This is a genomic window from Pseudomonas sp. Z18(2022), assembly GCF_036346535.1.
GTDB classification, from domain to species: domain Bacteria; phylum Pseudomonadota; class Gammaproteobacteria; order Pseudomonadales; family Pseudomonadaceae; genus Aquipseudomonas; species Aquipseudomonas yamanorum_A.
The window spans coordinates 39,685-52,060 of sequence record NZ_JAOTOA010000032.1 but is presented as its reverse complement, the minus strand read 5'-3'; the positions used below and the strand labels follow the sequence as shown (position 1 = coordinate 52,060).

Here is a 12,376-nt window from a genome sequence, read left to right as displayed (position 1 = left end):
AGCGAGGTGCCGACAGGCGGGGCAGAGCGTTTTGGTTACTTTGCCGCTTTTGCAAAGTGACTCGCTGTAAGAGCGAAACCATAGGCGGCCGTTACCTAAATAACGGATATGTACCCAGCGATCCCCGACCAAAACGCCTGTCATCTAAGCGTCACCGTAACTTCATGGAGATGACACCGGCCGTACATAGCCTGAGTTGGCACAAACAAGTCGACCGGCCGCAACCCTGGCCGGCACTCGGAGACTCGCCATGACTCAGATCGCCCGCATCAGCGACACCGGCAATGAACGCCGCCTGCAAGCCGAACGCCTGATCGGCGCCCAGGCTTTGCAGGAAGCCCAGGCCCTGCGGTTCAACGTGTTCAGCGGCGAATTCAACGCCAAGCTGAAAGGCGCTGAACTGGGTCTGGACATGGATGACTATGATGTTCACTGCAGCCACATCGGCGTGCGGGATTTGAACAGCGGTCGACTCGTCGCCACCACCCGTTTGCTCGACCACCAGGCCGCCAGCACCCTGGGCCGCTTCTACAGCGAAGAAGAATTCAGCCTCCACGGCCTGCTGCACCTCAAAGGCCCGATCCTGGAAATCGGCCGCACCTGCGTCGACCCGGCCTACCGCAACGGCGGCACCATCGCGGTGTTGTGGGGCGAATTGGCCGAGGTACTCAACCAGGGCGGCTACAGCTACCTGATGGGCTGCGCGAGCATCCCGATGCACGACGGCGGCATCCAGGCCCACGCCATCATGCAGCGCCTGCGCGAACGCTACCTGTGCAACGAACACCTGCGCGCCGAGCCGAAAAAACCGCTGCCTGCCTTGGACCTGCCGTCCAACGTCATCGCCGAAATGCCGCCCCTGCTCAAGGCCTACATGCGCCTGGGTGCGAAGATTTGCGGCGAGCCATGCTGGGACGAGGATTTCCAGGTGGCCGACGTGTTTATCCTGCTCAAGCGCGACGAGTTGTGCCCGCGTTACGCTCGCCACTTCAAGGCAGCCATGTGATGAGCCGCCTTCGGGTGTACGGGCGGATCGCCCGCGTGCTGCTGGTGGTGGCCCTGGGTTTGACCATGGCCAGTGTGTTTGGTGTGTTTGAACGTTTGGGGGTGGCCAACTCGATGGTACGCCGCCAGCGCTGGTCGCGGTTTTTCATGGCGCGGCTGACCAGTGCCCTGCCCTTTCGCGTGACCGTTCACGGTGAGTTGCCACAGCAGTCGATGCTGTGGGTCAGCAACCATGTGTCCTGGACCGATATCCCGCTGCTGGGGATGGTGGCGCCGATGTCGTTCCTGTCCAAGGCCGAGGTGCGTACCTGGCCGGTGGCGGGCTGGCTGGCGGCCAAGGCCGGCAGCCTGTTTATCCGCCGCGGTTCGGGTGACAGCCAGTTGATCCGCAAGCAGATGACCCGTCACCTGGAACAAAAGCACCCGCTGTTGATGTTCCCGGAAGGCACCACCACCGATGGTCGTGCCCTGCGCACGTTCCATGGGCGGTTGCTGGCCAGTGCGATTGATGCCGACGTGTCGTTGCAACCGGTGGCGATCCGTTATCTGCGCGATGGCAACATCGACCCGCTGGCACCCTTTATTGGCGACGATGATTTGCTCTCGCACCTGATGCGTTTGTTTGGCAATGACCAGGGCGATGTGGAAATCCATCTGCTCAAGCCGATTGCCTGCGCCGGGCAGGAACGTGCCGCGCTGGCATTCCAGGCGCAGCAGGCGGTGCAGAAGGCGTTGTTTGGGCCAACCCCTGAAACAGAGCAGCTACCCGTACGGCCAGCGTTCGCTGCATGAAGTGATGTGAACACAATTAACCTGTGGGAGCTGGCTTGCCTGCGATGGCATCACCTCGGTGTATCTGAAAAACCGAGGTGCCTGCATCGCCGGCAAGCCAGCTCCCACATTTAGTTATGTGTGGTCAGCTGGTTTTGTGCGAACTGCTGCAACTCTGGATAAAACACCCGAAAGTCCTCGCTCAACGGCTCATACAGCGTGCGCAATTCCTGCATGGCTTGGCCCAGTTCTTCGGGCCGTGTCAGGCGCCGGCCGATCCCCGCCAATACCTGCTCCATCACCGCAAACTCGCGGTATGAACCCAGCCAGTCATCCGCCGCCATATACGGCGCAATCTGCGCCAGCCGCCCCGGCAACGCCGGCTCTTCGGCGAGCACCCGGTAAACCCGCGAGGTAAACCGCTCCAGCGGCTGATCGGCATACAAGGCCCAATCCCGCGCCAGGCAGTGGTCGAAAAACACATCGAGGACGATCCCGGCGTAGCGGCGTCGGGTGAGTGTGAAGCGCGACAATGCCTCCCCTACCAGCGGGTGGCTGTCGGTGTAGCGGTCGATTGAGCGGTGCAACTGAATCGCCGACTCGATTTGCGGGCTGAACTGGCCTTGCAGGCGACCTTTAACGAAGTCGCCATACAGGCTGCCGAGCAATTGAGCAGGAAGTTGGCCGCCCAGGTGCAGATGTGCGAGATAATTCATGCCGCGCAGTCTAACACTGCCGCCAACGTATCGTTATAACCCGATATACCGATTTAGCCTGGCCTAAGACCAAAATCATATTGGTGTATCGGAATATAACGATTTAAAGTTCGCCTCATCGCGATATAACGTTTTACAAACCCGAGCATCACTGCCATGTCCATCGACCTCGACGAAATAATAAAAGCCCTGGCGCACCCAGTACGGCGAGACATCCTCAACTGGCTGAAAGACCCGAAGACGCAATTCCCTGAGCAGATCCACCACCACGAGCACGGCATTTGCGCCGGGCAGATCGACCAGCGTTGCGGCCTGTCCCAGTCCACCGTGTCGGCGCACCTGGCGACTCTGCAACGGGCGGGGCTGATCAGCAGCCAGAAGGCCGGCCAATGGCACTTTTTCAAACGCAATGAGGAGGCAATACAAGCCTTCCTCAAAGCGCTCACCGAAGAACTCAGCACACCGCTGTAACAAGGACCCACCAATGCCTCTCTCGCTACTCATCCTGGCCTTAAGCGCCTTCGCCATCGGTACGACCGAGTTCGTCATCATGGGGCTGTTGCCCGATGTGGCGGCCGACCTCGGTGTATCGATTCCCGGCGCCGGCTGGCTGGTGACCGGTTACGCCCTGGGCGTGGCCATCGGCGCGCCCTTCATGGCACTGGCCACCGCCAAGCTGCCACGCAAGGCCGCCCTGGTAGCGTTGATGGGCATTTTCATCATCGGCAACCTGCTCTGCGCCATGGCCAGTGACTACAACGTGCTGATGTTTGCCCGTGTGGTGACGGCGCTCTGCCACGGTGCCTTCTTCGGTATCGGTTCGGTGGTCGCCGCCAACCTGGTGCCGGCCAACAAACGTGCTTCGGCCGTGGCGCTGATGTTCACCGGCTTGACCCTGGCCAACGTGCTGGGTGTGCCGTTGGGCACGGCACTGGGCCAGGAAGCCGGCTGGCGCTCGACCTTCTGGGCAGTCACCGTGATTGGAGTGATCGCATTGATCGGCCTGATCCGCTTCCTGCCGACCAAGCGTGACGAGGAAAAACTCGACATGCGCGCCGAGCTCAAAGCACTCAAAGGCGCCGGTATCTGGCTGTCATTGAGCATGACCGCGCTGTTCTCCGCCTCGATGTTCACCCTCTTTACCTACGTCGCGCCGCTGCTGGGGGATGTCACCGGTGTCTCGCCCAAAGGCGTGACCTGGACCCTGCTGCTGATCGGCCTGGGCCTGACCGTCGGCAACATCATCGGCGGCAAGCTGGCAGACAAACGCCTGGCCGCCACCCTGATCGGCGTATTCATCAGCATGGCCGTCGTCTCCACGGTGCTGACCTGGACCAGCGTCGCCGTGATCCCGACTGAAATCACCCTGTTCCTCTGGGCCACCGCCTCGTTTGCCGCCGTGCCGGCACTGCAAATCAACGTGGTGACCTTCGGCAAGGCCGCCCCCAACCTGGTGTCCACCTTGAACATCGGCGCCTTCAACATCGGCAACGCCCTCGGCGCCTGGGTTGGCGGCAGCGTGATTGCCCACGGTTTCGGCCTGACCAGCGTGCCCCTGGCCGCTGCAGCATTGGCGGTGCTCGCCCTGCTGGTGACCCTGATTACTTTCCGTCAGACCGGCGATGCCGACCTGGCCCCCGCGACCAACTGATCAACTAAAGAGAAGGGTGTATCCCATGACGACTATTTTCGATCCAATCAAGCTGGGCGACCTGGAACTGTCGAACCGCATCATCATGGCGCCGCTGACCCGCTGCCGTGCCGACGCCGGTCGTGTGCCCAATGCGCTGATGGCCGAGTACTACGTACAACGTGCCTCCGCCGGCCTGATCCTCAGCGAAGCCACCTCTGTGACGCCAATGGGCGTGGGCTACCCGGATACCCCGGGCATCTGGTCCAACGACCAGGTGCGTGGCTGGGCCAATGTAACCAAGGCCGTACACGGCGCAGGCGGCAAGATCTTCCTGCAACTGTGGCACGTGGGCCGCATCTCCCATGAATCGTACCTCGACGGTGAAACCCCGGTCGCACCCAGTGCCATCCAGCCTAAAGGCCACGTCAGCCTGGTGCGCCCACTGGCCGACTACCCTACCCCGCGTGCCCTGGAAACCGCTGAAATCGCCGACATCGTCGACGCCTACCGCGTAGGTGCCGAGAACGCCAAGGCTGCCGGTTTTGACGGCGTGGAAGTTCACGGCGCAAACGGCTACCTGCTCGACCAGTTCCTGCAAAGCAGCACCAACCAGCGCACCGATAACTATGGCGGCTCCCTGGAAAACCGTGCACGCCTGATGCTCGAAGTGACTGATGCGGTGATTGAAGTCTGGGGCGCCGGCCGTGTGGGTGTGCACCTGGCACCACGCGCCGACTCCCACGACATGGGCGACGCCAACCTGTCGGAAACTTTCACCTACATCGCCAAGGAACTGGGCAAGCGTGGCATCGCGTTCATCTGCTCCCGTGAAAAGGAAGCCGGTGACAGCCTCGGCCCACAACTGAAAGCAGCCTTCGGCGGCCCGTACATCGCCAACGAACGCTTCACCAAGGACAGCGCCAACGCCTGGCTGGCCTCGGGCAAGGCCGACGCCGTAGCGTTCGGCGTACCGTTCATCGCCAACCCGGACCTGCCGGCTCGCCTGAAGGCCGATGCTCCGCTGAACGAAGCGCATCCAGAGACGTTCTACGCCAAAGGCCCGGTCGGCTACATCGACTACCCGACCCTGGCCCTGTAATCGGCTGAAACGAAAAAGCCCCGGCTTGCGAGAGCCGGGGCTTTTTTATGGGCCGCAGGAAACATTTTCCTGTAGGAGCGAGCTTGCTCGCGAAAAACGCCCAGGCGACGCGTTAATGCAGCATGCCCGCGTTATCGTTGACGATCTTCGCGAGCAAGCTCGCTCCTACACAGGCCGCAGGAACATTCCTTCACAGCCTTGCAACAATATTGCTACAAAATACTTAGCCAACTACCTATCAACCACCCGCCAGCCCGTATATAACGTCACCCCATAAAATCAGGGAAAAGGCTGATTGACCTGCCCTGGCCTTTATTGTTGACACAACTGGTCGCAATTACGCATTTTGTCTTAATTGCGCAGGCCAGGGCTCAAGCGCAGCATGTCCAACGCGATATCGACCCACCGTTCTGCGTCCTGGGCCAATTGAAAACTGTCGGGTACCAGCAGCCATTGGCCGAGAATTCCGTCGATATAAGCGTGCATGCATACGGCAGCACGTACGGTGTCGAGATTCTCCGGAAGCTGCCCGCGATGGACCGCGTTACGCAGGGTCAGCCCGATGCGCAGGTTGCATTCAAGGCTGGCGGTCTGGCGCTGACGGCGCAGATCACACATTTCATCGGTGAATTCGCACTTATGAAACAAAATCTCATTGATGCGCCGGGTCTTCGGGTCCAGCGCCACTTGATGGAACAGATGAATCAGCAGCTTGCGCATGCAACCCAGCGGATCGACCTCGTCCTCGCTCTCACTGGCCCTGGCCAACTCATCCAGCGGCTCGTGCAGCGTATCGAGCATCGCCTGCACCAGGTCGGCCTTGTTGCTGAAATGCCAGTAGATGGCACCGCGCGTCACGCCCGCCAAGGCGGCGATGTCCGCCAGCGTGGTACGCGCAACCCCGCGCTCGTAAAAGGCTTGCTCGGCCGCTTCAAGAATCTGGCTGCGCGTTTCCTGAGCTTCCTCTTTGGTACGACGAACCATGGCAGTAAAACCTCAATCAGGACACTTTGGGTGGCCGGAAACGACCATCTGAATAATTGTGGGACGACGCCTTCATGGGCGCCGAACGTACTAGAATCGAGGCTTTGGACGCTGCTTTGTCAACATTCCGCGAAGCCTGTCAAGAGTTTACAAACAACCATGAACGTAAGTATATTGCGTAGCAAGCTACTTATCCACTCAGTGCCTGTTTTTTACCCTTCCACACTTCTTGTGCGCACTCTGCGCGCCTGACCCGAGGATCTTCATGCAACTTAAGCCAGCTGTTACCGCCCTGGTTACTGCCGTCGCCCTGGCATCGCTGCTCAGCGGATGTAAAAAGGAAGAAGCGGCTCCGCCCGCTCAAACCCCTCAGGTCGGCGTGGTCACTATTCAACCTCAAGCCTTTACCCTGACATCCGAGCTGCCAGGCCGCACCACGGCCTATCGCATTGCCGAGGTTCGCCCTCAGGTCAACGGCATCATTCTCAAGCGCCTGTTCAAGGAAGGCGGCGACGTCAAGGAAGGCCAGCAGCTCTATCAGATCGATCCGTCGGTGTATGACGCCTCTCTGAAAAGCGCCCAGGCCAACCTGGCCCAGACCAAGTCGATTGCCGACCGCTACAAGCAGTTGGTGGACGAGCAAGCGGTCAGCCGTCAGGAATACGACACCGCCGTGTCCAACCGCATGACCTCTGAAGCCAACGTGCAAACGGCCCAGATCAACGTGCGCTACACCAAGGTCTTCGCCCCGATCTCCGGGCGTATCGGCCGCTCTTCGGTCACCGAAGGCGCGCTGGTCAGCAACGGCCAGACCGATGCCATGGCCGTGATCCAGCAACTGGACCCGATCTACGTCGACGTCACGCAGTCCTCCGCCGAGATGCTGAAACTGCGTCGCGACCTGGAAAGCGGCCAGCTGGAAAAAGCCGGTGACAACGCGGCCAAGGTCAAGCTGACCCTGGAAGACGGCAGCGATTACAAGCTGGACGGTAAACTGGAATTCTCTGAAGTCTCGGTCGACGAAACCACCGGTTCCGTGACCCTGCGTGCCGTATTCCCGAACCCAGACCACACCCTGCTGCCGGGCATGTTTGTGCACGCGCAATTGCAGGCCGGTGTGAACAGCAAGGCCATCCTGGCACCGCAGCAAGGCGTGACCCGCGACCTGAAGGGCATCCCGACCGCGCTGGTGGTGAACAAGGACAACAAGGTCGAGCAGCGTGTACTGGTCGCCAACCGGACTACCGGCGCCTACTGGCTGGTGGAAAAAGGCCTGAACGCCGGTGACCGTGTGATCACCGAAGGCCTGCAATTCATCAAGCCGGGCATCGAAGTCAAGGTCAAGGACGCGGATAACGCCAAGCCCGCCGGTTCCGCTGCTGCTCCTGCTGCCGCTGCTGGTCAAGGGGAGTAATTCATGTCGAAATTTTTTATCGACCGTCCCATTTTCGCCTGGGTAATTGCCCTGGTGATCATGCTGGTCGGGGCACTGTCTATCCTGAAGTTGCCCATCAACCAGTACCCGGCCATTGCGCCAACCGCCATTGATATCCAAGTGACCTACCCGGGCGCGTCTGCACAAACCGTGCAGGACACCGTGGTGCAGGTGATCGAGCAACAGCTCAACGGTATCGACAACCTGCGTTATGTCGCCTCGGACAGTAACTCCGACGGCAGCATGACCATCACCGCGACGTTCAACCAGGGTACCAACCCGGACATCGCCCAGGTTCAGGTGCAGAACAAGCTCAACCTGGCGACCCCGCTGCTGCCACAAGAAGTACAGCAGCAAGGTATCCGCGTTACCAAGTCGGTGAAGAACTTCCTGATGGTGATCGGTCTGGTGTCGGAAGACGGCAGCATGACCAAGGATGACCTTTCCAACTACATCGTTTCCAACATCCAGGACCCGATTTCCCGGACCGCTGGTGTGGGTGACTTCCAGGTGTTCGGTTCCCAGTACGCCATGCGTATCTGGCTCGACCCGGCCAAGCTGAACAACTACCAGCTGACGCCAGTGGATGTCAGCAACGCCATCCAGGCGCAGAACGTCCAGGTGGCCACCGGCCAATTGGGCGGCCTGCCTGCCCTGCCCGGCACTCAGTTGAACGCCACCATCATCGGCAAGACGCGTCTGCAAACCACTGAAGCGTTCGGCAATATCCTGATGAAGGTCAACTCCGACGGCTCCCAGGTTCGTCTGGGTGACGTTGCGCGTATCGAACTGGGCGGCCAGAACTACAGCATCAGTGCACAGTTCAACGGCAAGCCGGCTTCCGGTATGGCGATCAAGCTGGCAGCCGGTGCCAACGCACTCGACACCGCCAAGGCGATTCGTGAAACGGTTGCGTCCCTCGAACCGTTCTTCCCGCCTGGCATGAAGGCTGTGGTGCCGTATGACACCACGCCGGTCGTGACCGAATCGATCTCCGGTGTGGTTCACACCCTGGTCGAAGCGATCGTGCTGGTGTTCCTGGTGATGTTCCTGTTCCTGCAGAACTTCCGCGCCACCATCATCACCACCATGACCGTACCGGTGGTATTGCTGGGTACCTTCGGGATCCTCGCCGCGTTCGGCTTCACCATCAACACCCTGACCATGTTCGGCATGATCCTGGCCATCGGCTTGCTGGTGGACGATGCCATTGTTGTGGTGGAGAACGTCGAGCGGGTAATGGCCGAGGAGCACCTGTCGCCCAAGGAGGCGACGGTCAAGTCCATGGGCCAGATCCAGGGCGCCCTGGTGGGTATCGCCCTGGTACTGTCGGCGGTATTGCTGCCAATGGCGTTCTTCGGTGGTTCCACCGGTGTGATCTACCGCCAGTTCTCCATCACCATTGTTTCGGCGATGGCGCTGTCGGTACTGGTTGCCCTGATCTTCACCCCGGCCTTGTGCGCCACCATGCTCAAGCCGATTGACCCGGAAAAGCACGGCCAACCCAAGCGCGGTTTCTTCGGCTGGTTCAACCGTACCTTCGACCGTGGCGTACTGAGCTACGAGCGCGGCGTCGGTAACATGATCAAGCACAAGTTCCCGGCTTTCGTGGTCTATGCACTGATCCTCGCCGGCATGATCTGGATGTTCACCCGTATTCCAAGCGCGTTCCTCCCAGAGGAAGACCAGGGCGTGATCTTTGCCCAGGTCCAGACGCCAGTGGGCTCTTCGGCTGAACGTACGCAGAAAGTCATCGACGACATGCGCGCCTACCTGTTGAACGACAAGGAAGGCGAGCCAGGCGAAGGCAAGGCGGTTAAATCGGTGTTTACCGTAAACGGCTTCAACTTCGCCGGTCGTGGCCAGAGCTCGGGCCTCGCGTTCGTGATGCTCAAGCCATGGGATGAGCGTGATGCGTCGCTGTCGGTATTTGAAGTTGCCAAGCGCGCCCAGGGTTATTTCTTCCAGACCTTCAAGGACGCCATGGTGTTCGCCGTGGTACCACCGTCGGTACTGGAACTGGGTAACGCCACCGGCTTCGACGTGTTCCTGCAAGACCAGGGTGGCGTTGGCCACCAGAAGTTGATGGATGCGCGTAACCAGTTCCTCGGTGCCGCTGCACAAAGCAAGATCCTGGCGGGCGTGCGCCCCAACGGCGTGAACGATGAGCCGCAGTACGAGCTGACCGTTGACGACGAGAAGGCCAGCGCCCAGGGCATCAGCCTGGCAGACATCCAGCAGACCCTGGCAATCGCCTTGGGTGGCAGCTACATCAACGACTTCATCGACCGTGGTCGTGTGAAGAAGGTGTATGTACAGGGTGACGCCGCCAGCCGGATGTCTCCGGAAGACCTGAGCAAATGGTACGTGCGCAGCACGTCCGGGAAGATGGTGCCGCTGTCGGCCATCTCTTCGGGCAAGTGGATCTTCGGTTCGCCGAAACTCTCGCGCTATAACGGTGTAGCGGCGATGGAAATCCTCGGTACCCCGGCACCTGGCTACAGTACCGGTGATGCGATGGCGGAAGTCGAGCGTATCGCCAAGGACCTGCCGGCCGGTGTCGGTTACTCCTGGACCGGCCTGTCGTACGAAGAACGCCTGTCCGGCTCCCAGGCACCTGCGCTGTACGCCCTGTCGCTGCTGGTCGTGTTCCTTTGCCTTGCGGCACTGTACGAAAGCTGGTCGATTCCGATCGCGGTGATTCTGGTTGTACCACTGGGTGTGATCGGTGCACTGATCGCCACCAGCCTGCGGGGACTGTCCAACGACGTGTTCTTCCAGGTGGGCCTGTTGGTGACGGTGGGCCTGGCGGCGAAAAACGCCATCCTGATCGTGGAGTTCGCCAAAGAGCTTCACGAACAGGGCAAAGGCATCGTCGAGTCGGCTATCGAGGCATCCCGCATGCGTCTGCGTCCGATCATCATGACGTCCATGGCGTTCATGCTCGGCGTACTGCCCCTGGCGATTTCCACCGGTGCCGGCTCAGGTAGCCAGCACGCCATCGGTACGGGCGTAATTGGCGGTATGATCACCGCCACGGTCCTCGCGATTTTCTGGGTACCCCTGTTCTTCGCAACCGTGTCCTCCGCTGGCGAGCGTAAAAAGACTGAAACCAAGCAAACTCCTAAAGAGGCTGGCCAATGAGCAAGTCGCTACTTTCCTTAGCCGTCACGGCATTCGTGCTCAGTGGCTGCTCGCTGATCCCGGACTACCAGCGCCCTGAAGCGCCGGTAGCCGCGCAGTTCCCGCAGGGGCCGGCGTATTCGTCGGCCCAGGCGCCGAGCCAGGCCGCCGCCGAGCAAGGCTGGAAGCAGTTTTTCCATGACCCTGCCCTGCAGCAGCTGATCCAGACTGCACTGGTGAACAACCGCGACCTGCGTGTCGCGGCCCTGAACATCGACGCCTATGCCGCGCAGTACCAGATCCAGCGTGCCGACCTGTTCCCGGCCATCTCGGCCACCGGCAGCGGCAGCCGTTCGCGGACTCCAGCCAAACTGTCGCAGACCGGCGAAGCGGGCATTACCAGCCAATACTCGGCGGGCCTGGGGATCAGCTCTTATGAGCTGGACCTGTTCGGCCGTGTGCGCAGCCTGAGCGAGCAAGCGCTGCAACAATACTTCGCCACCGAAGAAGCGCGTCGCACCACTCAGATCAGCCTGGTGGCCAGTGTGGCCAACGCCTACCTGACCTGGCAGGCCGACAAGGAGCTGCTCAAGCTCACCCAGGACACCCTGGGCGCGTACGAGCAGAGCTTCAAGCTCACCTCCCGCAGCAATGAAGTCGGCGTAGCGTCGGCCCTGGACCTGAGCCAGGCCCGTACCTCGGTGGAAAACGCCCGGGTTGCACTGGCGCGCTATACCCGCCAGGTGGCCCAGGACGAAAACAACCTGACCCTGCTGCTGGGCACCGGCCTGCCGGCGAACATCGTCAGCCGGCCATTGGCTGACGACCTGCTGAGCGAAGTACCGGCCGGCCTGCCGTCGGACCTGCTGCAACGTCGTCCGGACATCCTGCAGGCCGAGTACAACCTCAAGGCGGCCAACGCCAACATCGGTGCGGCACGGGCAGCGTTCTTCCCGAGCATCACCCTGACCGCCAGTGCCGGTACTGCAAGCCCGACCCTGGGCGGCCTGTTCAAGGGTGGTTCGGGTACCTGGTCGTTCGCACCGCAGATCAACATCCCGATCTTCAACGCCGGCAGCCTGCGCGCCAGCCTGGATTACTCGAAAATCCAGAAAGAGATCAACGTCGCCAACTACGAGAAAGCGATCCAGACCGGCTTCCAGGAAGTCTCCGATGGCCTTGCCGCCCGCGAGACCTACAAGCAGCAACTGGACGCCCAACGTGGCTTCGTCGCGGCCAACCAGGATTACTACCGCCTGGCCGAGCGTCGCTACCGCATTGGTGTCGACAGCAACCTGACGTTCCTCGACGCCCAGCGCCAACTGTTCAGTGCCCAGCAATCGCTGATCACCGACCGCCTGGCGCAGCTCAACAGCGAGGTCAACCTGTACAAGGCCCTCGGTGGTGGCTGGAACGAGCAAACCGCGAAGAACGAGCCGTTGAAAGAAGAAGCGCCAAAGCTGAATCTGTTCTGATAGCCCGGTAACACAAAAACCGCTTCCCTCACGGGAGGCGGTTTTTTTATGCCTGTAACAAAGATCAAGGTAGGAGCTGTCGAGCCTTGGCGAGGCTGCGATGGGATCGCTGCGGTGTGTCTGGCAGACCGCGTC

10 protein-coding genes are annotated in these 12,376 nt (G+C 60.7%); 8 read left to right on the top strand and 2 right to left on the bottom strand.

What is annotated here, in order from left to right:
• Window positions 1-250: 250 nt before the first annotated feature.
• Together olsB and V3W39_RS31615 are read left to right on the top strand one after the other, a co-directional pair.
• A complete protein-coding gene (gene olsB, locus V3W39_RS31620; protein WP_010176659.1) occupies window positions 251-1,006 on the top strand; it encodes an L-ornithine N(alpha)-acyltransferase in 756 nt (251 codons plus the stop codon).
• Window positions 1,006-1,797, top strand: a complete 792-nt coding sequence (locus tag V3W39_RS31615) for a lysophospholipid acyltransferase family protein (RefSeq protein ID WP_177076678.1) — start codon at window positions 1,006-1,008, stop codon at window positions 1,795-1,797. Before olsB ends, V3W39_RS31615 begins: the two co-directional genes overlap by 1 nt.
• Window positions 1,798-1,907: 110 nt before the next feature.
• On the opposite strand, the gene V3W39_RS31610 is transcribed toward V3W39_RS31615, so the two are convergent.
• Window positions 1,908-2,492 (bottom strand): acyl carrier protein phosphodiesterase, encoded by a 585-nt coding sequence (locus V3W39_RS31610; protein ID WP_177048900.1) that lies wholly within the window; start codon window positions 2,490-2,492, stop codon window positions 1,908-1,910.
• Window positions 2,493-2,648: 156 nt separating this feature from the next.
• Here V3W39_RS31610 and V3W39_RS31605 point away from each other — a divergent pair, with 156 nt between their 5' ends.
• Genes V3W39_RS31605 through V3W39_RS31595 form a run of 3 tightly spaced genes read left to right on the top strand, consistent with a single transcriptional unit; the run spans window position 2,649 to window position 5,224 of the window.
• The gene (locus V3W39_RS31605) at window positions 2,649-2,963 is read left to right on the top strand and encodes an ArsR/SmtB family transcription factor (protein ID WP_177048899.1); all 315 of its coding nucleotides are present in this window, start codon (window positions 2,649-2,651) and stop codon (window positions 2,961-2,963) included.
• 13 nt (window positions 2,964-2,976) lie between these two features.
• Window positions 2,977-4,143 carry an MFS transporter gene (locus tag V3W39_RS31600; RefSeq protein WP_177048898.1) on the top strand — a complete coding sequence of 389 codons (1,167 nt, stop codon included), beginning with the start codon at window positions 2,977-2,979 and terminating at the stop codon, window positions 4,141-4,143.
• Window positions 4,144-4,168: 25 nt separating this feature from the next.
• Window positions 4,169-5,224, top strand: coding sequence for an alkene reductase (locus tag V3W39_RS31595; RefSeq protein WP_330214039.1), 1,056 nt, complete (start codon window positions 4,169-4,171; stop codon window positions 5,222-5,224).
• 351 nt (window positions 5,225-5,575) lie between these two features.
• Here V3W39_RS31595 and V3W39_RS31590 read toward each other — a convergent pair whose 3' ends face one another.
• The gene (locus V3W39_RS31590; RefSeq protein ID WP_003219798.1) at window positions 5,576-6,208 is read right to left on the bottom strand and encodes a TetR family transcriptional regulator; all 633 of its coding nucleotides are present in this window, start codon (window positions 6,206-6,208) and stop codon (window positions 5,576-5,578) included.
• Between the two features lie 265 nt (window positions 6,209-6,473).
• On the opposite strand from V3W39_RS31590, the gene V3W39_RS31585 reads away from it, so the two are divergent.
• The 3 genes from V3W39_RS31585 to adeC are packed head-to-tail and all read left to right on the top strand — an operon-like array spanning window position 6,474 to window position 12,241.
• Window positions 6,474-7,622 carry an efflux RND transporter periplasmic adaptor subunit gene (locus tag V3W39_RS31585; protein WP_177048896.1) on the top strand — a complete coding sequence of 383 codons (1,149 nt, stop codon included), beginning with the start codon at window positions 6,474-6,476 and terminating at the stop codon, window positions 7,620-7,622.
• Between the two features lie 3 nt (window positions 7,623-7,625).
• On the top strand, window positions 7,626-10,787 hold the full coding sequence (locus tag V3W39_RS31580; protein WP_177048895.1) for an efflux RND transporter permease subunit: 3,162 nt from the start codon (window positions 7,626-7,628) through the stop codon (window positions 10,785-10,787).
• A complete protein-coding gene (gene adeC / locus V3W39_RS31575) occupies window positions 10,784-12,241 on the top strand; it encodes an AdeC/AdeK/OprM family multidrug efflux complex outer membrane factor (RefSeq protein WP_177048894.1) in 1,458 nt (485 codons plus the stop codon). The genes V3W39_RS31580 and adeC overlap by 4 nt, the downstream gene beginning before the upstream one ends.
• The last annotated feature ends 135 nt before the right edge of the window (window positions 12,242-12,376 follow it).

Coding starts and splice junctions, on each gene's coding strand:
- olsB (WP_010176659.1), top strand. CDS start 251: ATGACTCAGATCGCCCGCATCAGCGACACCGGCAATGAACGCCGCCTG.
- V3W39_RS31615 (WP_177076678.1), top strand. CDS start 1,006: ATGAGCCGCCTTCGGGTGTACGGGCGGATCGCCCGCGTGCTGCTGGTG.
- V3W39_RS31610 (WP_177048900.1), bottom strand. CDS start 2,492: ATGAATTATCTCGCACATCTGCACCTGGGCGGCCAACTTCCTGCTCAA.
- V3W39_RS31605 (WP_177048899.1), top strand. CDS start 2,649: ATGTCCATCGACCTCGACGAAATAATAAAAGCCCTGGCGCACCCAGTA.
- V3W39_RS31600 (WP_177048898.1), top strand. CDS start 2,977: ATGCCTCTCTCGCTACTCATCCTGGCCTTAAGCGCCTTCGCCATCGGT.
- V3W39_RS31595 (WP_330214039.1), top strand. CDS start 4,169: ATGACGACTATTTTCGATCCAATCAAGCTGGGCGACCTGGAACTGTCG.
- V3W39_RS31590 (WP_003219798.1), bottom strand. CDS start 6,208: ATGGTTCGTCGTACCAAAGAGGAAGCTCAGGAAACGCGCAGCCAGATT.
- V3W39_RS31585 (WP_177048896.1), top strand. CDS start 6,474: ATGCAACTTAAGCCAGCTGTTACCGCCCTGGTTACTGCCGTCGCCCTG.
- V3W39_RS31580 (WP_177048895.1), top strand. CDS start 7,626: ATGTCGAAATTTTTTATCGACCGTCCCATTTTCGCCTGGGTAATTGCC.
- adeC (WP_177048894.1), top strand. CDS start 10,784: ATGAGCAAGTCGCTACTTTCCTTAGCCGTCACGGCATTCGTGCTCAGT.